At 74.6% G+C, this 26,269-nt stretch carries 25 protein-coding genes; 11 read left to right on the top strand and 14 right to left on the bottom strand.

Features of this window, described 5'->3' with window-relative positions:
* Positions 1-89: 89 nt before the first annotated feature.
* From ACWGL3_RS12570 to ACWGL3_RS12550, 5 genes are all read right to left on the bottom strand, one after another.
* Positions 90-1,283: an L-talarate/galactarate dehydratase gene (locus ACWGL3_RS12570; protein ID WP_267947837.1), complete on the bottom strand. Its 1,194-nt coding sequence runs from the start codon at positions 1,281-1,283 to the stop codon at positions 90-92.
* Positions 1,284-1,407: 124 nt separating this feature from the next.
* Positions 1,408-2,739, bottom strand: coding sequence for an enolase C-terminal domain-like protein (locus tag ACWGL3_RS12565; protein ID WP_267947838.1), 1,332 nt, complete (start codon positions 2,737-2,739; stop codon positions 1,408-1,410).
* Positions 2,736-4,340: an aldehyde dehydrogenase (NADP(+)) gene (locus ACWGL3_RS12560; RefSeq protein ID WP_267947839.1), complete on the bottom strand. Its 1,605-nt coding sequence runs from the start codon at positions 4,338-4,340 to the stop codon at positions 2,736-2,738. Before ACWGL3_RS12560 ends, ACWGL3_RS12565 begins: the two co-directional genes overlap by 4 nt.
* 73 nt (positions 4,341-4,413) lie before the next feature.
* A complete protein-coding gene (gene kdgD, locus ACWGL3_RS12555) occupies positions 4,414-5,319 on the bottom strand; it encodes a 5-dehydro-4-deoxyglucarate dehydratase (RefSeq protein WP_344176690.1) in 906 nt (301 codons plus the stop codon).
* 136 nt (positions 5,320-5,455) lie between these two features.
* Positions 5,456-6,349: a LysR family transcriptional regulator gene (locus tag ACWGL3_RS12550; RefSeq protein ID WP_267947840.1), complete on the bottom strand. Its 894-nt coding sequence runs from the start codon at positions 6,347-6,349 to the stop codon at positions 5,456-5,458.
* A gap of 141 nt (positions 6,350-6,490) precedes the next feature.
* Here ACWGL3_RS12550 and ACWGL3_RS12545 point away from each other — a divergent pair, with 141 nt between their 5' ends.
* The 3 genes from ACWGL3_RS12545 to ACWGL3_RS12535 all read left to right on the top strand — a co-directional run bounded on the left by ACWGL3_RS12545 (position 6,491) and on the right by ACWGL3_RS12535 (position 9,683).
* On the top strand, positions 6,491-7,504 hold the full coding sequence (locus tag ACWGL3_RS12545) for a Bug family tripartite tricarboxylate transporter substrate binding protein (protein ID WP_452461287.1): 1,014 nt from the start codon (positions 6,491-6,493) through the stop codon (positions 7,502-7,504).
* A gap of 224 nt (positions 7,505-7,728) precedes the next feature.
* Positions 7,729-8,154 carry a tripartite tricarboxylate transporter TctB family protein gene (locus tag ACWGL3_RS12540; RefSeq protein WP_267947842.1) on the top strand — a complete coding sequence of 142 codons (426 nt, stop codon included), beginning with the start codon at positions 7,729-7,731 and terminating at the stop codon, positions 8,152-8,154.
* An 8-nt stretch (positions 8,155-8,162) separates the two neighbouring features.
* Positions 8,163-9,683, top strand: coding sequence for a tripartite tricarboxylate transporter permease (locus ACWGL3_RS12535; RefSeq protein ID WP_452461286.1), 1,521 nt, complete (start codon positions 8,163-8,165; stop codon positions 9,681-9,683).
* A gap of 22 nt (positions 9,684-9,705) precedes the next feature.
* Here the strand turns inward: ACWGL3_RS12535 and ACWGL3_RS12530 are convergent, their stop codons facing one another.
* Together ACWGL3_RS12530 and ACWGL3_RS12525 are read right to left on the bottom strand one after the other, a co-directional pair.
* Positions 9,706-10,359, bottom strand: coding sequence for an HNH endonuclease family protein (locus ACWGL3_RS12530; RefSeq protein ID WP_344176519.1), 654 nt, complete (start codon positions 10,357-10,359; stop codon positions 9,706-9,708).
* A gap of 251 nt (positions 10,360-10,610) precedes the next feature.
* On the bottom strand, positions 10,611-11,027 hold the full coding sequence (locus ACWGL3_RS12525) for an arsenate reductase ArsC (RefSeq protein ID WP_267947845.1): 417 nt from the start codon (positions 11,025-11,027) through the stop codon (positions 10,611-10,613).
* Positions 11,028-11,128: 101 nt separating this feature from the next.
* Here ACWGL3_RS12525 and ACWGL3_RS12520 point away from each other — a divergent pair, with 101 nt between their 5' ends.
* The 3 genes from ACWGL3_RS12520 to ACWGL3_RS12510 all read left to right on the top strand — a co-directional run bounded on the left by ACWGL3_RS12520 (position 11,129) and on the right by ACWGL3_RS12510 (position 13,642).
* A complete protein-coding gene (locus ACWGL3_RS12520) occupies positions 11,129-11,413 on the top strand; it encodes an ArsR/SmtB family transcription factor (protein ID WP_267947846.1) in 285 nt (94 codons plus the stop codon).
* A complete protein-coding gene (arsB, locus tag ACWGL3_RS12515) occupies positions 11,413-12,495 on the top strand; it encodes an ACR3 family arsenite efflux transporter (RefSeq protein WP_452461285.1) in 1,083 nt (360 codons plus the stop codon). The genes ACWGL3_RS12520 and arsB overlap by 1 nt, the downstream gene beginning before the upstream one ends.
* A gap of 67 nt (positions 12,496-12,562) precedes the next feature.
* The gene (locus tag ACWGL3_RS12510; protein ID WP_344185463.1) at positions 12,563-13,642 is read left to right on the top strand and encodes an ArsO family NAD(P)H-dependent flavin-containing monooxygenase; all 1,080 of its coding nucleotides are present in this window, start codon (positions 12,563-12,565) and stop codon (positions 13,640-13,642) included.
* Between the two features lie 22 nt (positions 13,643-13,664).
* On the opposite strand, the gene ACWGL3_RS12505 is transcribed toward ACWGL3_RS12510, so the two are convergent.
* Positions 13,665-14,531 carry an LLM class F420-dependent oxidoreductase gene (locus ACWGL3_RS12505; protein WP_452461284.1) on the bottom strand — a complete coding sequence of 289 codons (867 nt, stop codon included), beginning with the start codon at positions 14,529-14,531 and terminating at the stop codon, positions 13,665-13,667.
* A 112-nt stretch (positions 14,532-14,643) separates the two neighbouring features.
* Positions 14,644-16,473: an acyl-CoA dehydrogenase family protein gene (locus tag ACWGL3_RS12500; protein ID WP_267947850.1), complete on the bottom strand. Its 1,830-nt coding sequence runs from the start codon at positions 16,471-16,473 to the stop codon at positions 14,644-14,646.
* Between the two features lie 315 nt (positions 16,474-16,788).
* On the opposite strand from ACWGL3_RS12500, the gene ACWGL3_RS12495 reads away from it, so the two are divergent.
* From ACWGL3_RS12495 to ACWGL3_RS12485, 3 genes are all read left to right on the top strand, one after another.
* Complete coding sequence (locus tag ACWGL3_RS12495; RefSeq protein ID WP_267947851.1) at positions 16,789-16,992, top strand: hypothetical protein; 204 nt, start codon at positions 16,789-16,791, stop codon at positions 16,990-16,992.
* Between the two features lie 161 nt (positions 16,993-17,153).
* Positions 17,154-18,233, top strand: a complete 1,080-nt coding sequence (locus ACWGL3_RS12490) for a DUF2293 domain-containing protein (RefSeq protein WP_267947852.1) — start codon at positions 17,154-17,156, stop codon at positions 18,231-18,233.
* A 72-nt stretch (positions 18,234-18,305) separates the two neighbouring features.
* Positions 18,306-18,797 (top strand): FBP domain-containing protein, encoded by a 492-nt coding sequence (locus ACWGL3_RS12485; RefSeq protein WP_267947853.1) that lies wholly within the window; start codon positions 18,306-18,308, stop codon positions 18,795-18,797.
* 105 nt (positions 18,798-18,902) lie between these two features.
* On the opposite strand, the gene ACWGL3_RS12480 is transcribed toward ACWGL3_RS12485, so the two are convergent.
* Positions 18,903-19,097: a DUF1918 domain-containing protein gene (locus ACWGL3_RS12480; protein ID WP_267947854.1), complete on the bottom strand. Its 195-nt coding sequence runs from the start codon at positions 19,095-19,097 to the stop codon at positions 18,903-18,905.
* A gap of 169 nt (positions 19,098-19,266) precedes the next feature.
* Positions 19,267-19,914 (bottom strand): YdcF family protein, encoded by a 648-nt coding sequence (locus ACWGL3_RS12475; protein ID WP_267947855.1) that lies wholly within the window; start codon positions 19,912-19,914, stop codon positions 19,267-19,269.
* A gap of 120 nt (positions 19,915-20,034) precedes the next feature.
* Here ACWGL3_RS12475 and ACWGL3_RS12470 point away from each other — a divergent pair, with 120 nt between their 5' ends.
* Both ACWGL3_RS12470 and ACWGL3_RS12465 read left to right on the top strand, forming a co-directional pair.
* Positions 20,035-21,174 (top strand): ATP-binding cassette domain-containing protein, encoded by a 1,140-nt coding sequence (locus ACWGL3_RS12470; RefSeq protein ID WP_452461283.1) that lies wholly within the window; start codon positions 20,035-20,037, stop codon positions 21,172-21,174.
* A gap of 65 nt (positions 21,175-21,239) precedes the next feature.
* Positions 21,240-22,157 carry an ABC transporter permease gene (locus ACWGL3_RS12465; protein ID WP_267947857.1) on the top strand — a complete coding sequence of 306 codons (918 nt, stop codon included), beginning with the start codon at positions 21,240-21,242 and terminating at the stop codon, positions 22,155-22,157.
* Between the two features lie 208 nt (positions 22,158-22,365).
* On the opposite strand, the gene ACWGL3_RS12460 is transcribed toward ACWGL3_RS12465, so the two are convergent.
* The 3 genes from ACWGL3_RS12460 to ACWGL3_RS12450 all read right to left on the bottom strand — a co-directional run bounded on the left by ACWGL3_RS12460 (position 22,366) and on the right by ACWGL3_RS12450 (position 26,232).
* Positions 22,366-23,652, bottom strand: coding sequence for an alpha/beta hydrolase family protein (locus ACWGL3_RS12460; protein ID WP_267947858.1), 1,287 nt, complete (start codon positions 23,650-23,652; stop codon positions 22,366-22,368).
* Between the two features lie 194 nt (positions 23,653-23,846).
* Entirely contained in the window at positions 23,847-24,554 is a 708-nt protein-coding gene (locus tag ACWGL3_RS12455) for a response regulator (protein ID WP_267947859.1), read from the bottom strand.
* Positions 24,555-24,582: 28 nt separating this feature from the next.
* On the bottom strand, positions 24,583-26,232 hold the full coding sequence (locus ACWGL3_RS12450) for a sensor histidine kinase (RefSeq protein WP_267947860.1): 1,650 nt from the start codon (positions 26,230-26,232) through the stop codon (positions 24,583-24,585).
* Positions 26,233-26,269: the final 37 nt, after the last annotated feature.

Raw genomic sequence — 26,269 nt, 5'->3', positions numbered from 1 at the left:
GCCCGCGGCGGGCACCCCCGCGGCGCCCGGGGGTGGCGGCGCGGGCCCCGCGGGCCGGGGCGGGCCCCGGCCGGTCCTGCCGGGCGGGGTCAGCCCGAGAGGGTGGTGCGCCCGTCGGCGTCGACGCGGACGCTCTGGTCGGTCCAGGCACGGGCCTGGTCGCTGATCGTGAAGCCCAGGCCGGGGCGGCCGGGGACGAGCATGCGCCCGTCCTCGATCTCCAGCCGCTCGTCGAACAGCGGCTGGAGCCAGTCGAAGTGCTCCACCCAGGGGTCGATCTCGTAGGCGGCGGCCAGGTGCAGGTGGATCTCCATGGCGAAGTGCGGCGCCATCCGGATCCCCGCCTGCTGGCCGCGGGCCATGATCTTCAGGAACGGCGTGATCCCGCCGACGCGTGCGGCGTCCGGCTGCATGAAGTCGACGGCGCCCGCCCGGATCAGCTCCTCGTGCTCGGCCGCGCTGGTCAGCATCTCGCCGGTCGCGATCGGCGTCGCCAGCTCCCGGGCGAGCGCCGCGTGGCCCTCGGAGTCGTAGGCGTCGAGGGGCTCCTCGATCCAGATGAGGTCGAACTCCTCCAGCACCCGGCCCATCCGCACGGCGGTGCTGCGGTTCCACTGCTGGTTGGCGTCGACCATCAGCGGGAAGTCGCCCAGCTCCTCGCGGACGGCGGAGACGCGGGCCAGGTCGGCGCGCCAGTCCGGCTGGCCGACCTTGATCTTGATGCCGCCGATCCCGCTGGCGCGCGCGGCGCGGGTGTTGTCGAGCACCTGGTCCAGCGGCGTGGACAGGAACCCGCCGGAGGTGTTGTAGCAGTCCACCGCGTCGCGGTGGGCGCCCAGCAGCTTGGCGAGCGGCAGCCCCGCGCGCTTGGCCTTGAGGTCCCACAGGGCGATGTCGATCGCCGCGATCGCCTGGGTGGCCAGTCCGCTGCGGCCGACCGAGGCGCCCGCCCACACCAGCTTCGTCCAGATCCGCTGGATGTCGCTGGGGTCCTCGCCGATCAGCTCGGGGGCGATCTCCTGGGCGTGCGCGTACTGGCCGAAGCCGCCCGCGCGCTTGGAGTAGGTGTAGCCGACCCCCTCCAGGCCCTCCTCGGTGCGGATCTCGGCGAACAGCATCGACACCGACGTGAGCGGCTTCTGCCTCCCGGTCAGCACCTTGGCGTCGCTGATGGGGGAGGCGAGGGGCAGGTCGACGCGCGAGAGCGTGACCTCGCTGATCCTGTCCGCGGCCGCGTGGGCGCGGGGGCTCGTCCCGCTGTCGGTTCCGGGCTGGGCGGTCATCGTGTCTCCAGGGTGTGGGTGTGCGGGAGGGCTGCGGCGGCGGGGTCCCGCCGCGCGTACACGCCCCGACCGTAGCGGCCCGGGTGTGTGCGGGGTCCGGGGAGGCCCCGGGGGGACGCGGGGCTCACCGGACCGTCGCGGGCCGCTTGGGGTCGAAGGACCAGCCGGGGACGAGGTACCGCATCGCCGCGGCGTCGTCGCGCGCCCCGAGCCCGTGTTCGAGGTAGAGCTCGTGGGCGGCCGCGAGGGCGTCCCTGTCGAGTTCCACGCCGAGCCCGGGGGCGGTGGGCACCTCGATCGCGCCGTCCGCGATCCGGAGCGGCTCGCGGGTGAGCGCCTGGCCGTCCTGCCAGATCCAGTGGGTGTCCAGGGCGGTGATCTTCCCCGGCGCCGCCGCGCCCACCTGCGTGAACATCGCCAGGGAGATGTCGAAGTGGTTGTTGGAGTGCGAGCCCCAGGTGAGCCCGAACTCGTGGCACAGCTGGGCGACGCGCACCGATCCGCGCATGGTCCAGAAGTGCGGGTCCGCGAGCGGGATGTCCACCGCGTGCGAGCGCACGCTGTGGGCGAGCTGCCGCCAGTCCGTGGCGACCATGTTGGTCGCCGTCGGCAGGCCCGTGGCCCGGCGGAACTCCGCCATCACCTCGCGGCCGGAGTACACCCCCTCGGCCCCGCACGGGTCCTCGGCGTAGGCGAGCACCCCGTCCAGCCCCGAGCAGAGCCGGACGGCGTCCTCCAGGAGCCAGCCCCCGTTGGGGTCCAGGGTGATCCGGGCGTCGGGGAAGCGGGCGGCCAGGGCCCGCACCGTCTCCACCTCCTCCTCCCCGGCGAGGACCCCGCCCTTGAGCTTGAAGTCGCGGAAGCCGTACCTCTCGCGCGCCGCCTCGGCGAGCGCGACCACCGCGTCGGGGGTGAGGGCCTCCTCGCGTCGCAGGCGCTCCCAGTCGTCCTTCGGGTCGGCCTCCGCGAGGTAGGGGAGCGGGGTCCGGTCCCGGTCGCCGATGTAGAAGAGGTAGCCGAGCATGGGGACCCGGTCCCTCTGCCGGCCCTCCCCCAGCAGATCGCAGACGGGGACCTCCAGGTGCTGGCCGAGGAGGTCCAGGAGCGCGGACTCGACGGCGGTGACGGCGTGGACGGTGGTCCGCAGGTCGAAGGTCTGCTCGCCGCGCCCGCCCGCGTCCCGTCCGGCGAAGGCCTCCCCGATCTCGCGGAGCACCTGGTGGACGTGCGAGACCGGGCGGCCGACGACCATCCCGGCGGCGTCGGCGACGGTGCGCCGGATGGGCTCCCCGCCGGGGACCTCGCCGACCCCGGTCCGGCCCTCGCTGTCGGTCAGGATCGCGATGTTGCGGGTGAAGAAGGGGCCGTGGGCGCCGCTGAGGTTGAGCAGCATGCTGTCGTGCCCGGCGACGGGCACCACCTCGACGTCCACGACGGTCGGGGTCCGGGGGCTCATGCTCGCCCCTCCGCCGGTACGACGGAGCCGTCCACGCGGCGGCTCAGTCCCCACGGGTTGGCCTCGCGCAGGGCGGGCGGGAGGAACGCGTCGGGCACGGACTGGTAGGCGACCGGCCGCAGGAACCTGTGGACGGCGAGGCTGCCGACGGAGGTGCTGCGCGGGTCCGACGTGGCGGGGAAGGGGCCGCCGTGCACCATCGCGTGGTTGACCTCGACCCCGGTGGGCCAGCCGCCGAAGAGGATGCGGCCGACCTTGCGCTCCAGGACGGGGATCAGCCGCCGCACGGCGACGGCGTCGTCCGCGGACGCGGGGTCGGCGTGCAGGGTGGCGGTGAGCTGTCCCTCCAAGGACTCCAGCGCCTCGGCGAGAGACTCCGCAAGGGCCTCGGCCGACAGCCCGTCCGCGGGGTAGCGGACCAGCAGGCCGACCGCGCCGAAGACCTCCTCCTGGAGGCGGGGCCGGGTGGTGAACGACTTCAGGCCGGTGGCGAGGAGCATCGGCGCGAGCGCGTTCGGGCCGGGGCCGTCGGTCCCGGTGGCGACCGTCTCGACGTCGGGCTCGGCGGCGAGGGCGTCCGTGCCCGCGGCGCGTGCGGCGGCGATGGGGCCGGTGAGCATGGTCTGCCCGGTGGCCTCCGTGACCAGCCGCTCGGCGGCGGCGAAGAAGCGGTCGCCGTCGGGCGTGGCGGGGACGAGGACGAGCCCCGGGTTGGTGCAGAACTGGCCCGCTCCGAGGGTCAGCGAGCCCACGTACGCCTCCGCCAGCTCCTCGGCCGCGCCGCCGGCCAGCGCGCCCGGCAGGACGACGACCGGGTTGGAGGAGGACATCTCGGCGAACACGGGGACGGGTTCGGGACGGGCGGCGGCGGTCCGCATGAGCGCGAGGCCCCCGGCGCGCGAGCCCGTGAACGCCACGGCCTTGACGCGCGGGTCGGCCGCGAGGGCCTGCCCGATCCCGTTGCCCTCGCCGAACAGCAGGGAGAACACGCCCCCGGGGAGCCCGCTGTCCGCGACCGCCCGGGCGACCGCCCGGCCGACCAGCTCCGCGGTGCCGGGATGGGCGTTGTGGGCCTTCACCACGACCGGGCAGCCCGCCGCGAGCGCCGAGGCGGTGTCGCCGCCCGCGGTGGAGAAGGCGAGGGGGAAGTTGCTCGCCCCGAAGACCACCACGGGGCCCAGCGGCACGTGGGCCTGGCGGATGTCGGGGCGGGGGGCGGGGCGCCGGTCGGGGAGGGCGGGGTCGATGCGCGCCTGGAGGGCGTCCCCCTGCTCCACCACGTCGGCGAACATCCGCAGCTGGCCGACGGTGCGGCCCCGCTCGCCCTCCAGCCGCGCCGCCGGGAGGCCGGTCTCCCGCACGGCCCGCGCGGTCAGCTCCTCGCCGATCCCGTCGATGTTGTCGGCGATCCTGCGGAGGAAGGCGGCCCGCTCCGCCGGGGTCTGGGCCCGGAAGGCGTCGAAGGCGGCCTCCGCCGCCCGCGTCGCGGCCTCGATCTGCGCGGAACCGACCAGGCCGAAGGCCGGTCCGACCTCCTCACCGGTGGCGGGGTCGGTGGCGAGGAGGGAACCGGCGTTCCCCTCGACCGGTTCCCCGGCCACGAGCGATCTTCCTTCGACGGGCACTGCGGTACCTCCTGGTAGGGGTGCGGCGGGTTCTGTCCGGGGTTCCGGCTCAGGAGACCTTGGCGATGAGAGCGGCCAGCTCGTCGGTCTCGGCGGGGCTGAGGTCGCTCAGGGGCGGCCTGACCCGGCCGCCGTCGCGGCCGACGGCGTTCAGGCCGGCCTTGACGATGGACACGGCGTAGCCGCGCGTCCGGTCGCGGATGTCGAGGTAGGGGATCACGAAGTCGTTGAGCTTGCGGTAGACCGCCTCGCGGTCCTGGGCGCGCACCGACTCGAAGAACCCGAGGGCGAACTCGGGGAGGAAGTTGTACAGCGCGGAGGAGTACGTGCTGACCCCGAGCTGGAGCAGGGGCAGGGCGAAGGTCTCCGCGGTGGGCAGCCCGCCCACGTACATCAGCCGGTCGCCGACCTTGGCGTAGATCCGCGTCATCAGCTCGACGTCCCCGACGCCGTCCTTGAGGCCGATCAGGTTGGGGTTGCGGTCGGCGAGGGCCGCGACGCTCTCGTCGGTGAACACCGCGTTGGCGCGGCTGTAGACGATGACCCCCAGGTCGGTGGCCGAGCAGACGGCCGTGACGTGCTCGACCAGCCCGGCCTGCCCGGCCTCGGTCAGGTAGGGGGGCAGCAGCAGGATCCCGTCCGCCCCCGCCTCCTGGGCGGCCCTGGCCTGCGCCTTCGCCGTCGCCGTCCCGCCGGTCGCGGGGGCGAGCACGGGCACCGCCCCGGCGACCTCGTCGACCGCGGCGCGCACGACCCGGTCGATCTCGGGCGAGGTCAGCGAGAAGCCCTCACCCGTGCCCCCGGCCGCGAACAGCCCGGCCACGCCGAAGCCCGACTGCCACGCGAGGTGCTCGCGGTAGCGGGTCTCGTCGAACGCGAGGTCCTGGTCGAAGTGGGTGACGGGGAACGAGAGGAGGCCGGACTTGAGCCGGGTCGCCAGCTCACCGGGGTGCATCAGAGTCACACGTCATCCTTAGGTCGGCAGGTCGGGGTCTCCCTGGCAGGGGCCGGGGCGGTGTTGCCGTTACCGTACGGAGAAGCGTTCGATGCTGTCCAAGAGTTGTTGGGCATTAACTGATACCGGACGGGTATCACGGCAAGGCGGCCCCCTCCGGGGGCCATGCCTCCAGGGCCCGCCGCACGGCGGGGTTGCGCGACTCCCGCAGCCACAGCAGGTGGAGTTCGACCGGGTCCTCCGGCAGGTCCGCGATCTCCAGGTAGACGACGCCGTCGATGCCCAGCCCGGTCGCCGACCGGGGCACGAACGCGACCCCCCTCCCCGCGGCCACCAGCCACACCATGGTCAGGACCTGGCTGACCGTGTGCACGACGTTCTGGTGGGAGATGGGGACCAGGCGCACCACGAGGTCGTAGAAGTAGCGGGCCCTGGTCGGCGAGTGCATGATCAGCGGCACGTCGACCAGCTCCTCCGCGGCCACGGGGCCCGCGTGCCGCGCCAGGGGGTGGCCCTCCGGCACGGCGACCAGCATCCGCTCGCGGTGCTGGACCCGGGAGCCGAACAGCTCGGTGTCGAAGGGGGGCCGCGCCAGACCGAGGTCGACCTCCTCGTTGAGGAGCGCCGCCACCTGTTCGCGGGTGACCATCTCGAACAGCTCGATGTTGATCTCCGGCAGGACCTCCTCCAGGCGGTTCAGGAGCCCGCCGAGGGGGCCGTAGGACGACGCCGCGGTGAACCCGATCCTGAGCGTCCCGCTCGACCCCGCCGAGATCCGCCGGGCGTGGTCCGGCGCGCTCTCCGCCAGGGTGAGCAGACGGCGGGCCTCGATGAGGAACGCCTCGCCCGCCGCGGTCAGGGACACGCGCCGGCGGTCGCGCTCCAGCAGCTGCACGCCGACCGTGCGTTCGAGCTTCTGGATCTGGCGGCTCAGAGGGGGTTGCGTCATGGAGAGCCGTTCGGCCGCCCGCCCGAAGTGCAGTTCCTCGGCGACGGCGACGAAACCGCGCAGCTGGTCGAAGGAGAACATGATGCCAGAAAGGTATCATCTTATGCCGTATTTGCCTTGGACATGCATGGATGACTCCTCTTAGGCTGCCAGACACTCACGAACGTGACGGCACTCACAGTGCACGAAGTGGCGGGCACCCGCCGGATCGAAGGAGTTCGCATGACCCAGGCGCCAGGGAAGAGAACCACACGTCCAGGGGCGGTCCTCGGGCTCACCGCGGCTCTGTCCCTCTCCGTCGCCGCGTGCGGCGGGAACCTGTCCGGCGGCGCGGCGGGGGGCGAGTTCCCGAGCGGGCCGATCACGATCGCCGTCGGGCAGGACCCGGGCGGGAGCACCGACCTGATCGCCCGCGCCCTGGCCGAGGGCCTCACGGACGACCTCGGCGTCGCCGCCCCCGTGGTCAACACCCCCGGCGCCAACGGCGCCCTGGCGGCCAACGAGGTCGCGGGCCAGGAGCCGAACGGGCAGAACCTGCTGCTCATCAACGCCTCCCTGACCGCGATCACCCCCCTCGCGGTCTCCGAGGACGAGGCCGTCGCCATCGACGACTTCGAGGTGGTCGCCGGGATCTCCCGCGACGACTACGTGCTGGTCTCGTCCCCCGCCTCCGGCCTGGAGACGCTCGCGGACCTGGAGGACGCCGGGGACGACCTCAAGTTCGGCACCACCGGGGTGGGCACGGGCAGTCAGCTCGCCCAGGAGCTCCTCTTCAACCAGGCCGGGATCTCCGGCACCGCCGTCCCCTTCAACAGCGGCGCGCCCACGCTCACCGCCGTCCTCGGCGACCAGGTGGACGTCGCCGCGATCCAGCTCGGCGAGGCGATCGGGCAGATCGAGGCCGGTGAGCTGAACGCCCTCCTCACCTTCTCCGCGGAGCGCAACGAGTTCCTGGAGGACACCCCCACCGCCGTCGAGGAGGGGTACGAGGTCGAGGTGGCCCAGTACCGCGCGCTCGTCGCCCCCTCCGGTACCCCCGACGACGTCCTGGAGCGCCTGCGCGAGGCGTGCGAGGCCGCGTTCGCCACCGAGCAGTACCGGGCCTTCAACGAGGACAACCTGCTCACCGCCCACGAGATCCCCGGCGACCAGGTGGTCGAGGAGTGGACGTCCTCCCTGGAGTCGTACCGGTCCATGACGGAGGAGTACGGCATCGACCTCGGCGGTTCGCAGTGATCACCTCGCGGGGCGGGAGCCCGGAGGCCGGCGCGGGCGCTGAGGGGACCGCCGCCGTGCCGGGGGCGCCGGAGGGGTCCGGCCGCGGCGCCGGGGCCTCCGGCGCGACGGAGGCCCCCGACGGACGGCGGGGCCCGGACGGGGCGGAGACCGGTGAACCGTCCGGGCCCGGTCCCGGCGAACCGGAGACGGCCGAGGAGCCCGCACCGCCCCCCGCGGGACCCGTGACCAACATCGTGGTCGCCCTCGTGGTCGTCGCCCTCGGCGCCGCCGGGCTGGCCGGCTCGTGGTCGCTCGGCCTGGGCGAGGCGTCGGCCCCCTCCGCCGGCATGTGGCCGTTCCTGGTCAGCGCGGCGATCACCTGCCTCGGCGCCGCCCTGGTGTTCCAGGCGCGGCGGACCCGGGACGCCGAGAGGTTCTCCTCGTCCAGCTGGGCGGTCCTGGCCGGCCTGGCCACCATGGCGGCCTTCGCCTCCCTCGTCGGGGTGATCGGCTTCGAGATCCCGGCCGCGGTGCTGGCCTTCGTGTGGCTGCGGTTCATCGGCGGCGAGTCCTGGCGCCTGTCCGTCCTGACCAGCCTCGGCATCGTGGTCGCCTTCTACCTGCTCTTCGTCGCTGTCCTGGCAGTGCCGATCCCCCATCTCTTCTAGGAGCGACGATGGATTTCCTGACCCCCGTGATCGACGGGTTCGGCGTCGTCCTCGAACCGGCCAACCTGCTCTACTGCCTGCTCGGCGTCGTGGTCGGGATGCTGGTCGGCGTGCTCCCCGGACTCGGCCCGGCGGCGACCATCGCGATCCTGCTGCCCCTCACCTTCGGGGTGGAGCCGGTGACCGCGATCATCATGCTCGCGGGCATCTTCTACGGGGCCCAGTACGGCGGCACCATCACCTCCGTCCTGCTCCGGCTCCCCGGCGAGGCCTCCTCCGTGGTGACCGTCTTCGACGGCCACGCCCTGGCGCTCAAGGGCAGGGCGGGGACCGCGCTCGGCATCGCGGCGATCGGGTCCTTCGTGGGCGGCACGGTGTCGATCGTGGCCCTGTCGCTGCTCGCGCCCGTGGTCGCGGGTTTCGCCCTGGACTTCGGTCCCCCGGAGTACACGGCGCTGGCCCTGCTGGGCATCCTGCTGGTCGCCACGGTCAGCAACGGCGGGCGCGTGAAGGCGATCGTCGCCGCGTGCCTCGGCCTCCTCCTGGCCACGGTCGGACGCGACATGTTCACGGGCGCGGAGCGGTTCACCTTCGAGTCCCTCTCCCTGGCGGACGGGCTCGACTTCGTCCCGATCGCGATGGGCGTCTTCGGCCTCGGCGAGATCCTCTACAACCTGGAGGAGCGGAGGAAGGGCACGGTCGCCCCGGCCAGGGTGGCCAACGCGTGGCCCTCCCGCGCCGACCTGCGCCAGTCGTCCGGGGCGATCGGCCGCGGCTCCGTGCTCGGCTTCTTCCTCGGCATCCTCCCCGGCGGCGGCGCCACGCTGTCGTCCCTCGCGGCGTACGCGCTGGAGAAGCGCCGGTCCAAGACGCCCGAGCGCTTCGGCCACGGAGCGGTCGAGGGCGTGGCCGCGCCGGAGTCGGCGAACAACGCGGCCGCGACCTCCTCCTTCATCCCGCTGCTCACGCTCGGGATCCCCGCCAACGCCACGATGGCGATGATCTTCGGCGCGCTCATGATCCAGGGCGTGACCCCCGGGCCGCAGCTGGTCTCCGAGGACCCCGACCTGTTCTGGGGCGTGGTGAACTCGATGTACATCGGGAACATCCTGCTGCTGATCATGAGCATCCCGCTGGTGGGGCTGTTCGTGAAGATCCTGCGGGTCCGGGGGAGCATCCTCGCCCCGATCACCGTGCTGATCACGCTGGTGGGCGTCTACACGGTCCGCAACAGTGTCTTCGACATCGCCCTCGTGGTGGTGTTCGGCCTGGTCGGCTACCTGATGAAGAAGTTCGGCTTCGAGCCCGGCCCGCTGGTGCTCGCGTTCGTCCTCGGGTCCCTGCTGGAGACCTCGCTGCGCCGCTCGCTCCTCGTCTTCGACGGGGACCCGACCGGGTTCCTCACCCGGCCGATCTCCGGCACGCTGTTCCTGCTGCTGGCCGTCGTGGTCCTCCTCCCGCTCGCGCAGAAGCTGTTCAGGGCGCGGCGCGGGACCGCCCGGGCGGAGCGGGAGAAGGCGGACGCCTGACCCGCCCGTCCGGGAGGGCGGGTCAGGCCGCGGGCACGGTGTCGACCACGGCGTCGGGGCACTCCGCGGCGGTCGTCGCGAGCACGTCCGCCTCGGCCTGGTCGACGCTGAGCGACCAGCGCGTCTTCACGGTGGTCCACTCGGTGACGTACCTGCACAGGGCGGCCTCCGACGGGGGCAGCCACTGGGCCGGGTCCTTGTCGGCCTTGGCGCGGTTCTCCCCCGCGGTGACCGCGACCAGGGCGACCTCCTCGTCGAGGTCGTTGGCGTAGGCGCGGCGCCGCTCGGTGGTCCACTCCGAGGCCCCGGAGTCCCAGGCCTCGGCGAGGGGCACCATGTGGTCGATGTCGAGCCCCCGCGCCTCGGTGTGGACGCGGTCGTCGTAGTAGCTCTGCCACTCGCCCCCGGTGAGGCGGCACCGCTCGTCGGCCTCGGGGGCGGTGGTGGCCTCGGCGATCAGGACCTCCATACGGGTGTTGCAGCCGTCGCGGTCCTGGTCGGTCCAGTGCGGGAACAGGGAGCGGTCGTAGCCCTCCCGGCTCTCGCCGGCGACGGGCAGCGCCGCGACGGCGTCGGCGAGGGGGACGGGCGCGGCCGCGTGGGCGGTGGCGGGGGAGAGGGCGAGGACGGCGAGGCCGAGGGCGCCGGCGGTTGCGGTGAGAGCTGACGGGCGCAAGGGAATCCTTCACATCGGTTGCTGTGTGTGAAGGGTCTGCGCCGTACGGTGCCCGTGGAAACGCGGACGCCCGTCACGGGCCCCGGGGCCGGGTGCAGACCGGGGGAAGCCGGGGCAAGGCCCCCGGCGGGCGCGGTGTATCGGTCATGCACGCGGTGTGAGCAGCGCGGGTCCGATACCCGGGTGTCCGGGGCGGGCGCCGGGCGGAGGGGGATCCCGCCGCGGCGGTCCCGGATGGAGGGGCGCGGCGGTCAGGCCCCGCCGGGCACGAGCTCGCCGACGAGGGCCTCGACGCGCCTCCTGATCTCGTCGCGGATGGGGCGGACGGCCTCCACGCCCCGGCCTGCGGGGTCGGGCAGGTCCCAGTCCAGGTAGCGCTTGCCGGGGAAGAACGGGCAGGCGTCGCCGCATCCCATCGTGACGCACACGTCGGAGGCCTCGACGGCCTCGGGGGTGAGGACCCGGGGGCGTTGGCCGGTGATGTCGACGCCGACCTCGGCCATGGCCTCGACGACGGCGGGGTTGAGCGAGTCGGCGGGGGCGGAGCCCGCCGAGCGGACCTCGATCCGGCCCCCGGACAGGTGGCGGAGCCAGGCCGCGGCCATCTGGGAGCGTCCGGCGTTGTGCACGCAGACGAACAGGACCGACGGCTTGTCGTGGTCGCCCATGGTGATGGCCCCTGTCGGGTTCCGGGTGCGGTGGCACGTGTGCTCGGGAGCTGACGGTGCGATAGTATCAGCATGTGCTGATATCAGTGAATGCTGACTCGATGAGAGTGCTCTCCGACCCCCTGCGCCTGAGGATCGTGACCCTGCTGGCCCGCGAGACCCTGTGCACGACCCACCTCGTGGAGGAGACCGGGGCCCGGCAGACCAACCTGTCCAACCACCTGCGGATCCTGCGCGAGGCGGGGGTGGTGGAGACCGAGCCCTGCGGCAGGTTCACCTACTACCGGCTCCGCCCCGAGGCACTGGAGACCCTCTCCGAGGGGCTGGCCGGACTGGCCGCCACGGCCCGTTCCTCGGGCGCGGCCGGGAACCGGAGGCCGTGCTGATGACCCCGACCGACAAGACGGCCGGCGGCACGGACGGGTCCGTCGCCGCCGGGCTCTCGGTCCTGGACCGGTTCCTGGCGGTGTGGATCCTGCTCGCCATGGCTGTCGGCCTGGGCCTGGGCCGCCTGGTCCCCGGGCTGAACGAGGCCCTGGCGGCGATGGAGGTCGGCGGGATCTCGCTGCCCATCGCCCTGGGCCTGCTCGTCATGATGTACCCGGTGCTGGCCAAGGTCCGCTACGACCGGCTGGACACCGTCACCCGCGACGCCCGGCTGCTCGTGTCCTCCCTGGTGGTCAACTGGGTCGTGGGCCCCGCGGTGATGTTCGCCCTGGCGTGGATCTTCCTGGCCGACCTGCCCGAGTACCGCACCGGCCTGATCATCGTCGGCCTGGCCCGCTGTATCGCCATGGTCGTCATCTGGAACGACCTGGCCTGTGGCGACCGCGAGGCCGCCGCCGTCCTGGTGGCGCTCAACTCCGTCTTCCAGGTGCTCGTGTTCGGCGTGCTCGGCTGGTTCTACCTGGACCTGCTCCCCGGGTGGCTGGGCCTGGACACCGACGGGCTGGACGTCGGTCCCTGGCCGATCGCCCTCAACGTGGTCATCTTCCTCGGTATCCCCCTGGCGGCGGGGTTCCTGACCCGCCTGCTCGGGGAGAGGAGGATGGGGCGGGAGCGCTACGAGTCGGCGTTCCTGCCCCGGATCGGCCCCTGGGCCCTGTACGGGCTGCTGTTCACCATCGTGCTGCTCTTCGCCCTGCAAGGGGACAGGATCACCGGCCAGCCGCTGGACGTGGTGCGCATCGCCGTTCCGCTGCTGGCCTACTTCGCCCTCATGTGGTTCGGCAGTTTCGCCTTCGGCAAGGCGATCGGCCTGGACTACGACCGCACCGCCACGCTGGCCTTCACCGCGGCGGGCAACAACTTCGAGCTGGCCATCGCGGTGGCGATCGCGACCTTCGGCGTCACCTCGGGCCAGGCCCTGGCCGGAGTGGTGGGCCCCCTCATCGAGGTACCCGTGCTCATCGCCCTGGTCTACGTCTCCCTGGCCTGGCGGCGGAGGTTCGCCCCCGGTCGGAGGTAGGAGGGCCGCCGGGGGAGGACCGGGCGGCGGGGACGGGCACGGTGGGACGGAGCACGGAGGGGACGGGATGGACGCGCGTGACCACAGGTTCGACGCGGTGGTGGTCGGCGGAGGCCAGGCCGGGCTCGCCGCGGGGTACTACCTGAGGAGGGCGGGGGCCGACTTCGTCGTCCTGGACGCCGGGACGCGGCCGGGCGGGTCCTGGAACGAGTACTGGGGGTCGCTGCGGCTGTTCTCCCCGGCTGAGCACAGCATGCTGCCCGGCTGGTGGATGCCGCGGGAGGAGGGGCGGGAGTACCCCTCGGCCGGGCACGTCGCCCGGTACCTGTCCGCGTACGAGCGGCGCTACGGGCTTCCGGTGCGCCGCCCGGTGACCGTCACGGGCGTGGAGCGCGAACCCGGCGGACTCGCGGTCCGCGCCGGTACGCGGACCTGGCACGCCCGGCACGTCGTCAGCGCGACCGGGACGTGGAGGGCCCCGTACATCCCCTCCGTCCCGGGCCGCGAGGACTTCGGGGGCGTCCAGGCGCACACCGCGGACTACCGGGGCCCCGGCGCGTTCGCGGGGCGGCGGGTGGTGGTCGTCGGCGGCGGCAACTCGGCCGCGCAGATCCTCGCCGAACTCTCCGAGGTCGCCACGACCACGTGGACGACCTCCCGGCCGCCGCGGTTCCTGCCCGACGACGTGGACGGCCGGGCGCTGTTCGCCATCGCCACCCGGCGCCAGAGGGCCGTTCGCGACGGCTCGGGGGCCGGGGCCCCCGGCCCCGGGGACCTCGGCGACATCGTCGCCGTGCCGGGCGTGCGCGAGGCCCGCGCCCGAGGCGCCCTCGAGGCGGAGCCGATGTTCGACCGGGTCACCGCCACGGGCGTGGCCTGGGCCGACGGCACGGTCCTGGACTGCGACGCGATCCTGTGGTGCACCGGCTTCCGTCCGGTACTCGACCACCTCGCCCCGCTCGTGCCGTCGGCCGGCGAGGGGCGGATCGCCCTGGACGGGACCCGCTCCGCGGACGAGCCGCGCCTGACCCTCCTGGGGTACGGCGACTGGACCGGGGCGGCCTCGGCCACCCTCATCGGCGCGGGCCGCACCGCCAAGGAGGCCGTCGCCGGGATCGTCGCCGACCTGGAGGCCGGGGAGCGCTAGGGCCGGGCCGCGGAGGCGCGGCCTACGCCTCGGCGACCTCGGGGAGCGCCGAGGTCAGCAGGTCGATCGCGCGGCGGGGGTCCGGGAACCCCTGGCCGAACGCGTACGCCACAGTGAACCCGGCCTCCCGCAGGTCCAGCAGCTGTCCGACCAGGGCGCCCCGGGTCGTGTTCGGCGTGAAGGGGAACGTGGCGGTCTTCTCGATCGTGTCGTAGTCGCGGCCCACCGCGTCGCAGTGGTCCCTGAGGACGTCGAGCTTGTGCCGGGCCTCGGGGCCGCCGAAGAGGTTGCAGGCGTCCGCGTACTGCGCGACCAGCCGCAGGGTCTTGCGCTCGCCCGTGCCGCCGACCATCAGGTACGGGTGCGGGACGGAGAGGTTCTGCGGCGAGTTCAGGGTGCGGGCCAGCTGGTAGTGCTCGCTCTGGTAGGCGCCGTCGCCGTCGCCCCACATCTGGAGGCAGATCTGGAGGGTCTCCTCCAGGCGTGTGAACCGCTCGGCCGTCGGCGGGAACGGGATGCCGAGCCCGCGCGCCTCGTCCTCGTACCAGGCGGCGCCGATGCCCAGCCCGGCCCGGCCGCCGGAGAGCACGTCCAGGGTGCTGACCTGCTTGGCCAGGACGCCGGGATGCCGGTACACGGCCGCCGTGACCAGGGTGTGCAGCAGCACCCGCTCGGTGTTCGCGGCCAGGAACCCGAGGGTGGTGTAGGCCTCCAGCATGTCGTTCTCGCGGGGGCCGGTGGCGTCGCCCATCTGCCACAGGTGGTCCATCACGGTGATGCGGGCGATCCCCGCCGCCTCGGCGTGGCGGGCCGTCTCGGCGAGCGTGCGGCCCAGTGCGGGGGCCCCGCCGGCCCAGGTGAAGTCGGCTATGTGCAGACCGAGTTCCATGTGTCCTCCTCGACGCGGGCCCGGCGGTGTCCGGGCCCGTGCCCAGTGTGTGCCCGCGGCCCCGGCCGGGCCGGGGTGTGACACGGCCGGGACGCGTGCCGCCCGGCTTCCGTCACCGCCGGTGCGACAGGAGCCCCTCGTCGGCGCGGCCGTCGGCGACGGGCACGGCGGCCAGGACCGGGGCGGGGATGTGGAACCCCGCGACCAGGACCTCCGTGCGCGGCGCGAGGGCGCCGACGAGGTCCTCCGCGAGGTCGGGCAGCCCGGTGACCTGACCGGCCGAGAGGTACCCCTCCGCGAGCAGGTCGCCGGTGTGCGGGGACAGCCGTTCCAGGGCGAAGAGCCGGAACAGGTCCGTGAGCACGGGAGAGGCGGGGCCCTCCACGGCGGCCGCCAGGAGTTCCCGGGCCGCGAGCCGCTGCGCGTGCGCGTCGACGGCCCGCAGGGCGTGGGGCGCCGCCGCGTTCCAGCGTTTCAGGGGGTCGCCCGCGGCTGCCCGCCGCAGCCGCAGGCGCGCGCGGGAGAGGTGGACGTACTCCACGGCGGTGAGCAGGTCGAGGAGGAACACGGGGTCGGAGAGGTCGCGGCCCGCGGGTGCGGCGGGGGGAGGCGTGAGCGGGTGGTCGAGCAGCATCTGCGCGCCGGCCTTGACCCACACGGCGACGTTGTCGCCCTCCGCGGTGACGATCCCCTCGATATCGGTGCGCAGGTCGGCGAGGCGGTTGGCGCGGAACAGGCCGCGGGCCCCGGTGCGCTCGCGGCACTCCGTCACCACCTCCCGGGCCCTCCAGGTGGTCCAGCCCTTGGTGACCGCGGCGAGGCGTTCGGCGTGCTCCGCGCCCTCCCGGTGGGCCCTGCACGTCGCCCGGTGGAGCAGGGTCATGGCGTAGGCGGTCGCGACGGCCCCGACGAGCGGACCGTGGTGGCTGCGCATCGCGAACACCGGGATCCGCCTCCCGCCGTGCGGTGCGGTGACCTCGCGGGCCAGGCCGTGGGCGACGGCGATCGCGACGGCGGCCCTGGTGGCGCCGACCGCCGCCGCGCTCATGCACAGCTTGCCGACGGTGACCCGGTCGATGGCGCGCAGGAACCTCCCCCGCCGGTTGCCCAGGGTGCTGGTGAACACGTCGCCGTCGAAGCGCCCGTGCTCGCCGGAGAGCATGGCGGCGGCGGGGAGGACGACGCCGTCGAACGAGGTCAGACAGTGGTCGACGGGGCTGCCGGACTTGTCGTCCAGGGGCTCGACGGTGACGCCGGGCAGCGGGCCGGACGCCCCGGTCAGGGGGGCGAGGAACAGGAACACCCCGAGGTCCTGCCCGCGGTCGACCAGGCGCGCGGCCACCACCCCGGACTTGGGGCCGCCCGCCGCGCCGGTGTTGGGCATGAACTTGCGGGCCCCGGGCGCGGGGGTGTCCAGGACGAATCCGCCGGTGTCCGGGTCGCGGGTGGCGGTGGTGCGGAGCGAGGCGGCGTCGTTCCCGTGGTCGAGCTCGGTGCACAGGAACGTGCCGATCCGGTGCATGTCCCCGAACCCGTCCAGCGCCTCGTGCCCGTGGTCGAGAAGGCTGCCGAGGAAGAGGTTGTAGTGGATGCCCGCCACGGTGGTCAGACCGCCGTCCACGAAGGACGCCCACTCGTGCAGGGAGGCCAGGCGGTCCGGGCAGGCGGCGAGGTCGCGGGCCGAGCCCAGGGTGTCGTTGAGCAGGCGGAGGCGTTCGTAGGAGAGCGCGGTCCGCTCCTGCGGGCCGAGTCCGGGACGGGGGCCGAACGCGGGTGCGGCCACCAGTGCGCGCCAGGGGGCGTGGATCCTGGCGAACTCCGGGGCCGGGCCGTAGAGGGTGTGCGTGAGCTGCGCGCGCAGCTCCTCGTCCGGGTCGGCGACCGGGGCCGGCCGGACGAGGGGCTCGGGGGAGGCGAGGGGGAGGACGCCGTCATGTTTCATGACTATTAGTATCCAAGCATATTCATAAGGTGATGGCGGGATGGTGGTGTCGGCGACCGTGACCTGCGTCACCGGATGCGGGGGCGGTGGAACGGTGCGGGGTCGGCTCCCGGTCATGGCGGGGGCGGCCGTGCTCCGGACGGGGCTCCCCGGGAGGAGGAGGCGGAGGTCTCCGGGATCGCGGAGCCCGCCGGGTCGGCCCGGCCCGGCGGGCGGGGCCGGTCGCGGCGGCGTCCCGGTTCACGGCCTCCGGTGCGCCCCCGATAGGGTGTGCGCCGTGCCTGCGCCGGCACCGGACAGTGGGGAGGAAACCGGGTGAGGATCTCCTCCGTCGTCTCCTTCGCGGTCTTCGTGCTCGTGTTCATGGTGTCCCGGGAGGCCACCCGCCGCGCCCTCGAGGAGTGGGTCGCGCTGGAGGGCGTCGTCCTCTGGGGCGCCTCCTTCGCCGCCTCGCTGGCACTCGCCGCCCTCGCCTCCGGCGCCGTTCTCCACGTCGCCCGCCTCCTCGGGCGGGACTGAGCCCCGGCTCCGCCGCGCCCCCGGGCACGTCGACGGGTGTCCCGGCGCCCCGCCCCGCCGCCCCGGCCGCCGGGTGCGAAGGCCGGACCGCCCAGGGCGGAGGCGACACTAGGCTGGTGCGCCGAGACGTCGGATGAGCGGAACGGTCGGGGAACACGGGCATGCAGCCGGATCTGGGGACGAAGCTGGGACGCAGGGTGGAGGCCGCCGCGACCGGCGCCGTCGCACGGCGCGGGGCGGTGTCCGTGCTGGACGCGTTCGCCTCCCTGGGATGGGTCACGGACAAGGCCCTCGACACCTGGCGCCAGGGGCGCGCCGACTCCCTCGACGCGCTCGTCCAGGCGCCCGCCGCCCGGCAGCGCGAGGCCGTCGAGCTCCTGCGCGCGTGGGCCGAGCGGCAGCGCATGACGCGGGAGGAGGGCGAGTACCTCGCCGCGTCCCGTGAGCGGCGCGACCTGCGGTTCACGGCCGACGGGGATCCGCACTGGGAAGAGGCCTTCCGTTCCCACTGGATATCGCCCGACGCGACCGGGGCGCAGCGCAAGCGGGAGGAGAAGCGCCGTACCAAGGCCCCCGACCTCGTCGTGCTGGAGTCCGCGGGGCCGTGGGAGTGCGCCTCCTGCGGGGAGCCCGGGACGGACCTGCGGTGCGTGGAGGACGATGCCGCGCACTGCCTGTCCTGCACCGACATGGACCACCTCGTCTTCCTGCCGGCGGGCGACGCCGCGCTCACCCGCCGCGCGAAGAAGGAGAGCGGGCTCTCGGCGGTCGTGATGCGCTGGGTCCCCTCCCGCCGCAAGCACCGGAGGACGGGCCTGCTCGTGGAGGAGCGCGCGCTGGAGAGGGCCGAGACCCTGTGCCTGGCGGACGAGGACGTCCGGGAGCGCCGCCGCGAGCGCGACGCGGTCCGCCGCGCGGCGCAGGACGTGGAGTTCCAGGGGCGCTTCGCCGAGGAGATCGCCCTCAGGTTCCCGGGGTGCCCGGACGGCCGCGCGCTGCGGATCGCGGAGCACGCGGGCACCCGCGGCAGCGGAAGGGTGGGCCGGTCGGCGGCGGGCCGCGCCCTGGACCCCGGGGCGGTGCGCCGCGCGGTCGTGGCGTCGATCCGGCACGAGGACACCGACTACGACGAACTGCTGATGGCCGGCGTCCCCCGCGAGGAGGCGCGCTCCCGCATCGCGGACCGCATCGACCGGGTGCTGGCCGCGTGGGGCCGGGAGGGTGTCCCCCCGGACGCCTGACGGCACGGGGCCCGGCTCCCGCGGTGGATATCCCGTTGCCGGGGACGTCCGCGCAGGTCTAGCGTTTCCACCATGAGAGCTGTGACCGAGAAGGAGATCCGCGGATCGTTCGTCAACTGTTCCAAGGGGGAGGCGACGAGGCTGGCCCTGCCGCGCGACCTCGCGACGCGTCCGTGGGAGGACCTGGACTTCCTCGGCTGGCGTGACCACACCGCGCACGAGCGCGCCTACCTGGTCATCGAACGGGACGAGGGGCTCGTGGGGGTGGCGTTCCGGCTGCCGAGCGTGCGAACGGGGCTGCGCCGCAGCATGTGCTCGGTGTGCCTGACGACGCACCCGGGCCAGGGGGTGACCCTGATGGCCGCGCCCCGGGCGGGGCGGGCCGGGCGGGAGGGGAACACGGTGGGACTGCACATGTGCACGGACTTCGCCTGCTCGCTGTACGTGCGCGGCAAGAAGGCGCCGGAGACCGGCGGCCGGTTCGAGGAGTCCCTCACCGTGGACGAGCAGATCGAGCGGGCCACGACCAACCTGGCGGGTTTCCTGGACCGCGTGACCGCGTGACCGCGTGACCGAATGACCGAATGACCGGACGGCGGGACCACCGAGTGCGGGGCGGTCGGGGTCCCGCTCCCGGACGGGCGGCCGCCCCGCCGCCCCGCGCCGCCGTCAGTCCACCGGGTTGCGGGGCTCTACCACCGTGTCCGGGCCGGGGTAGATCAACCGCTCCTGGCCGTTCGGGAACCGCACCACGTACGGGGGGCCGTCCTCGGCCCCGCGCACCTCCACGATCTCCCCGGTGTGCTGCCCCTCTGTGCTGGTGACGCCGTGCATGTGCACGTGGTCGCCGACGGACGCCCGCATGTCCTCCCCCGTTCCGGCCGGGTCGGTCCGGCCTCGAACGGGGCCTACCCGCGGTCCCGGCCCCGTGAAACGGGCGGGGCCGGCGCACCCCGGACACCGGGGCCCTCCCGGGCGGCCCGCCGGTCCGGGACCGGTCCCACCGACCGGGGAGACCGACCGGCCAGGTCGTTCAGGGGGCGATGAGTCGGCCGTTGTACCCGGCGCGGACGAGCGCGTCGAAGGCCGCGAGCACGTCCTCCGGCACCGGCTGGGGGATCGAGAAACCGCGCGCCGGGTACTCGATCACCCGCTGCATGTCGCCCACGACCATGTCCACCACCAGCTTCGCGTCGCCGATGTCCGCGATGTACTCGTCGAGCGAGAGGGGGGCGGAGGAGCACACGGGCTCCACGGACGGCCACAGCTTGCGGACGGTCGCGTACGCCCGCCGCTCCATGTACGGCTTGCAGACCACCAGCACGGTCTGCGGGTCCAGCCCGCTCCGGGCGACGAGGTCGCGGGTGAAGGCGATGTTCTCCCCGGTATTGGCGGAGTCCGGCTCCACCAGCACCGCCTCGTCCGGGACGCCCAGCGAGAGCACGTGCTCGCGGTAGTGGACGGCCTCCCCGCGCGGGAACCGGGCGAGGGTCGAGGGGCTGTTGCCCCCGCTCAGGACGAGGACCGGGAACAGGCCCCGGTGGTACAGCCCGGCCGCGTGGGCGGCCACCCCCAGGTTGGTGCTGCCCAGCGCGACGGCGATGTCGGCGGGGCGCGTCCCGTGACCCATGAGGTGGTGCCTCCACAGCAGTTCCGCGTGGCGGCGGTCGGTCTCGCGCATGGGCGCCTCCGGACTCTAGGCACAAGTGAGTAGTCGGGCCCCGACGAACCACAGATGTGGGGAGGGGCCGCCGGTTCCTAGCGTGGTGCACCGAGGTTCCGGAGAGAAGAGGGGGACGCGGTGATCACCGTACGAGACCTGACCAAGCGCTACGGGAGGGGGAAGGCCGTGGACGGGCTGACGTTCACGGCCGAGCCGGGGCGGGTGACCGGGTTCCTGGGCCCCAACGGCGCCGGGAAGTCCACCACGATGCTGGTGCTGCTGGGCCTGGTCCGGCCCACGTCGGGGGAGGCCCTGGTCAACGGGCGGGTCTACGAACGGCTGGCGCGCCCCTCGCGCGAGGTCGGCGCACTGCTGTCCCCGGACGCCGCGCACCCGGGCCGCAGCGCCCGCGCGCACCTCACCGCGAAGGCGGTGGGGGCGGGGATCCCCCGGCGCCGCGTGGACGAGGTCCTGGGGGAGGTCGGGCTGGCGGAGGTCGACCGCAGGAGGGTCGGCGGGTACTCGCTCGGCATGAGGCAGCGGCTGGGCGTCGCCGACGCCCTGCTGGGCGACCCGGGCGTGCTCCTGTTCGACGAACCGGTGAACGGGCTCGACCTGGACGGCGTGCGGTGGATGCGCGACCTGACGCGGGGGCTGGCCGCCGAGGGCCGCACGGTGTTCGTCTCCAGCCACCTGATGAGCGAGATGGAGATGGTCGCCGACCACCTGGTCGTCGTGGGCAGGGGGAGGCTGATCGCGGACGCCCCCCTCGACGACGTGATCGCGGCGTGGTCGCGCAAGCACGTCCTGGTGCACAGTCCGGACGCCGGTCGGCTGCGGGAGCGGTTGGAGAAGGCCGGCCCGGGGGTGCGCGTCGAGGACGTGTCCGGGGACGGCGGGGGCGGGGCGGGGGGCGCGGTCGGCGCGGAACGCCCCGGTGAGGGGGAGGGAACCGGCGGGGAGGCGGTCCCCGGCGCACCGGGCCGGGGACGGGCGGCGGGGGAGCGCGGCGGCCCCGCCGCCGGGCTGCGCGTGTTCGGACTCGGCGCGGAGGAGGTCGGCGACCACGCGCACGCGGCGGGCGCGCGGGTCCACGGCCTGCGGGTCGTGGAGGCGTCGCTGGAACAGGCCTACCTGGAGCTCACGGGGGACGCCGTCGAGTACGGCTCCCGTGCGGCGGGGACCGCGCGGCGGTCCGCCGGGGCCTCCGGCACGGGAAACGGCGCCGGGGCGGCGGGTCCGGCGTCCCCGGTCGGGACCGGTGGGACGGCGGCCTGATGCGGACGGGACGGCGGCGGGACGGAGAGGGCACCGGAGGCGGCGGAATGCGAGGACGGGACGGGATGAGCGGTACGCGCAGGGTCGGACGGGCCGGGCGGGGGAACGGGGCTCCGGGGGAGGAGACCGGCGGAGCGGTCGCCCGCGGAAGGGGGCCGGGGGCCGGGGCGCCCCGGAGCGTCGGCGGGGAGGGGCCGCCCCGGGCCGGCGCCGAACTCCTCCGGGAGACCGGGGCCGAGTGGGTCCGGCAGTCGTCGCTGCGGTCCACCTGGGCGGTGGTCGCGGTGGCGCTGGCGGGCATGGCCGTGTTCGCGGCCCTGATGGGGTACACCGAGCTGACGCGCATCCTGGAGAACCCGGACGAGGCGGACAGCGCCGCGTTCATGCGCCTCACCTCCCAGGGGCACTACTACCTGGTGCAGTTCGCGGTGCTGGTCCTCGCGGCGCTCGCCTCCACCGGTGAGTTCGCCAACCACAGCGTCACGAGCACGCTGCTGTGGCGGCCGAGGCGGGGAGTGGTGCTGGCGGCGCGCACACTGGTGTCCGCGGTCCTGGCCTTCGCGGTGGGGGTGCTCTCGACCCTGGTGGGGGTGACGGTGCTGGCGGGGTTCGTGGCCCCGTACACGGGCGTCGACGTGCCGGAGGCGGCGGTGGCGGCGCTGAGCGCGGGCCTGTGCATGGCACTGTTCGCGGTGCTGTTCACCGGCGTCGGTACGGCCCTGCGGAGCATGCCGGGCACGATCACCCTGGGTTTCCTGGTGCTGCTGGGCCTGCCGATGGTCATGCAGCTGTCCCAGGTGCAGGCGATCAACGACGCCGCGTCGCTGATGCCGGGACTGGCCGGCGTCGAGTTCTACGCGGGGGGCGACGTGGGGTTCTACACGGCGCCCTACGACGGACCGGTGAACATTCTGGCGGTGGTGGGCTGGGCCGTGGCCGCGCAGATCGTGGCCCGCACCGAGCTGCGCGTCCGCGACGTCTAGCGGGCTGATCGGCGGGGCCCGGGGCGCGTGCCCGTGCGCGCCGCCTCCGTTGCGGCGGTCCGCGGCGGAGGCGGCGCCGTCCGCTTCCGTGCGTCCCGCGCCCCGGCGCGTCCTCCCCGCATTGCCGACCAATTCACGAATCAGGGCCCCGGCCGCAGATCATTCCGGGTTCGCGACCGCCCGACCCCTCGCCCGGGGCGGGCGCCGGTCAGGGCTGTTCCACGAACTCCACGGCGGGGAAGTCGGCGGAGGGCCCGTCGAGCAGCGGCACGTCCTCGCCGCGCAGGTGGGCGTCGAAGAACGCCGTGATGTAGGCGCGCTGGGTCCGCACCGACTCCTCGGGGTCGATCGTGCCGATGCCCGCCTCGACCGCCTCGTGCCACGCGTTCGAGTCCGGGCGGTGGACCTCGGCGAGGGCGGGCAGGATCCACTGGTGGTCCGTGTAGCCCATGTGCTCGCCGTCGGCCGTGTACAGCTCCAGGACGGGGGCGGACGAGGCCTGCACGAACCTCTGGAAGGCCTCGTTGTACCCGCTGTTGTGCGGCAGGCGCCGGATACCCGACAGCCCGGCGTCGAGGATCGCGAACGGCCGGTCCGCCCCCTCCAGGGTGGAGTCCGCCCACACCCCGTCGCCCGTGTGGTACGAGAGGGTGCCGTCCAGGTCGACGCCCGCGTCGATCCGGTCGTCCACCAGCATCGTCTCGGCCGTGGTCAGGCCCCCGGCGGAGTGGCCGAACATGCCCAGGGCGTCGGTGCCGAGGGAACCGCCCAGGCCGGCGGGCAGTTCCCGGCCGTCCGCGTCGGGGTTGCGCCCGGCAGCCAGTTCCGCCACCTGGTCCAGGACGAAGCGGGCGTCCGCCGTCCGGACCGCGATGGCCTCCTGGTAGGTCTCCGTCTCCGTGTCCGGGACCCGGGTCCGGATGACGCGCCCGTCCGGCAGGTCGACGGCGGGCGTCTCGTAGGTGTGGTCCATGGACACGACCGCGTAGCCGTGGGAGGCGAGCTCCTCGGCGTTCGAGGTGTTGAGGAACCGGTTCATCCGGAAGCCGGGGGAGAAGAGGACGACGGGGAAGGGGCCCGCGTCAACCGCGGCGTCCGCGTCCAGGAGGGCGTTGGCGCGGGACGACTCCAGGTCCACGGTGTCGCGGTGGAGCCCGACCTGCTCCAGCTCGCTCCGCAGCGTTCCCTGGAGAGACCTGGTCATGTACGGGGCCCGCTCCTCCCCGCCGTCCACGGCCGGGTACCAGACGCTCACCGTGAGGTCCCTGTCGTCGGAGCCCTCCGCCCAGGGGTGGCCGCGGCCGGGGTCGACGAGGTGGAGTTCCGTGCGGCCGACCGGGTGCGGACCGGTGGGCTCGGGAGGGTGGAGGACCACGCTTCCCGGGTTGGTGGCGGCGGTGATGGCGGCGGGGGCGGAGAACGTCGCGGTGAGGACGAGCGCGGCGGACCCGTAGGCGAGCGCGCGCTTCCTCCCGGCGGAGCCAGTGCTGATCATGTGCAGCATCCTCGCCCTCCGGGGCGCCCCCGCACATCGCCTGGACGGCAGCGGGCGGATAGGCACAAAGGGGTAGGCGGGCGGAAGGCCGCGCCTCCCCGGCGGCCGGGTCGGCGGCTCCGGCGGGGCGGACCGCCCGGTGGTCGCGGGAGGGGCGCGGAGCCGCGGAGCAGCAGAGCCCGGCCGGGGCGGCGTCAGCGCCCCCGGAGCAGTCCGGCCTCGTGGGCGAGGACGGCGGCCTGGACCCGGTTGCGGACGCCGAGCCCGGTGAGGATGGCCCCCACGTGCACCTTCACGGTGCCCGGGGCGATGGCGAGGCGGCGGGCGACCTCGTCGTTCGAGCAGCCCTCGCCGACCAGCGCCAGCACCTCGCGCTCGCGCGCGGTGAGCCGGCCCACCCGCTCGCGGGCGGCCGACGCCCGGGACAGGCGGGGGCCGGAGGCGTCGAGTTCGTCGATCACCCGGCGCGCCACCTCCGGCGACAGGTAGGCGCCGCCGTCCGCGACGGCGCGCAGCCCCGCCACCAGCTGCTGGGGGTCCCCGCTCTTGAGGACGAACCCGTCGGCGCCCCCCGCCAGGGCCCGGCCGATGTAGGCGTCCTCGGAGAAGGTGGTGAGGACGACGACCGCCGTCCCCGGGTACTCCGCGACGATCGCCTCCGTCGCCGCCAGGCCGTCCGTGCCGGGCATCTGGACGTCGAGCAGGGCGATGTCGGGCCGGTGCTCCGCCACCAGGGCCACGGCGGCGGCGCCGTCGGCGGCCTCTCCCACGACCTCGATGCCGGGCACCGAGGACAGGATGGCGCGGAGGCCCGCGCGCATCATCGCCTCGTCGTCGGCGAGGACGACGCGCAGCGTCGTGCCCGCGACGCCCGCGTCGCGTCCACCGTCTGTCGCGTTCACCCGGACACCCTACCGGCGGCGCGCCCCCTCACTCGAAGCGCCGGATCTCGTCCTTGGCGACGAGGACGCCGTCCGCGAAGCACAGCCGGTAGACCGGCGGCAGCCCGTTCTCGTGGCGGACCAGGTAGTAGGAGCACACGGAGCCCGGCGGGTCGGGCGGCCGGTCGTCGACCGACTGGCGGGGGTACGCGAAGCGGGGCAGCTCCTGTTCGACCAGGGCCCGGTCGTCGCCGACGGAGATCCGTCCGTACGCCTCCGGCGGCAGGACGCTGTTCGTCCCGACCCACCACAGCAGCGCGAACCCCGCCAGGGCGGCCCCGGCCCCGAGGGCGGCGGGGACGGCCACGGCGGCCACCAGCCGCCGGCGGGCGCGGGCCCGGGCCTCGGCGTGGGCGCGCCGCGTCTGCGACGGCGCGTCCGCCCCGGCCGGGTCCCCCGGCGCGGACACGGCGCCGTCCCCGCCGGAGGGGGCGTCGGGGACGGTCGCCCGCACGGAGAACCCCCGGCCGGGGGCGCCGTCGGCGGGCCCGGTGGCGAGTTCCCCGCCCAACCCCTCCACGAGGGAGCGCAGCCCGGCCAGGCCGGACCCCTCCGGACCCCGGCGGGCCGGGAGGGCCGGCATCGCGCCCGGAGGCCCGGTGTCGAGGACGGACACCCGGGTCAGCCCGCCCTCCCGGACGACCCTCACGGTGATCTCGGACCCCGGCGCGTACTTGGCCGCGTTGGTGAGCGCCTCCTGGACGACCCGGTGCACGGCGGCGCCGCCAGGCGAACCCGGGTCGGGGTCGGTCCCCTCCCGCAGGAGCCGGACCGGCATGCCCGCGTCGGCGGCGCGCCGTACCAGGGCGGACACCGGTTCGGCGGGCGCGTCGCCGTCGCCCTCGCGCAGCACGCCGATGACCTCGCGCAGGCGCAGGTTGGCCTCGTGGGCGGCGGTGCGCAGTTCGGCGGCGGCGTTCCGCCGGTCCGAGCCGTCGGGCGCGGACATCTCCAGGGCCGCGGCGCGCACCGCGATCAGCGCCAGGTCGTGCCCCAGGGAGTCGTGCATCCGCGTCGCGATCCGGGCCCGCTCCCGGAGGCGGGCGCGGTCGGCGTCCGCGGCGCGGGCGCGCTCCATCCGCTCGGCGATGGCCCAGCCGTCCCGCGCCAGGCGTCCGCGCAGCAGCAGGTAGCGGCCGAGGAGCCACGGGGTGACCGTGGTCAGGGCGACGGTCAGCGCCCCGCCCAGCCAGTCCACGGAGCGGGACAGGAAGGTGCGCGTGTCGTACCCGGACAGGAGTCCCGCGGCGGCGAACACGGCCAGGGTGAACACGCACGCCGCCACCACCATCGCGGTCACCGGGCGCACCCGCTCGGAGCGCAGCCCGGCCAGGAACGCCAGCGGCAGCAGCGCCAGCCACGGCGTGAGGACGAAGGTCTCCACCAGGAGCACCCCGGACGCCGTCATCTGGAGGACCGCCGCGCAGAGCATGACGGCCAGGGCGGTCAGCGGGTGCGGACGGGACAGGACGGCGGAGACGGCCAGGGCGAGGACCAGGGCGAGCGCCTCGAACACCGGGGGCCGGTCGCGGGAGTCGAACAGCTCGACGACGGTGAGCGCCCCGAGCAGGGTCCACAGGGCCGCCCCGGCGGCCGGGCGGCCCCACCGGAGCACGGTCTCGCGTGTGCCTTCCCGCATGCGCACAGGCTAGCCGGACGGCGGGGGCCGGGGCCGC

Source organism: Nocardiopsis sp. NPDC055824, assembly GCF_053616335.1.
The sequence above is the reverse complement of the archived record's forward strand: the minus strand, read 5'-3'. Positions and strand labels throughout refer to the sequence as shown.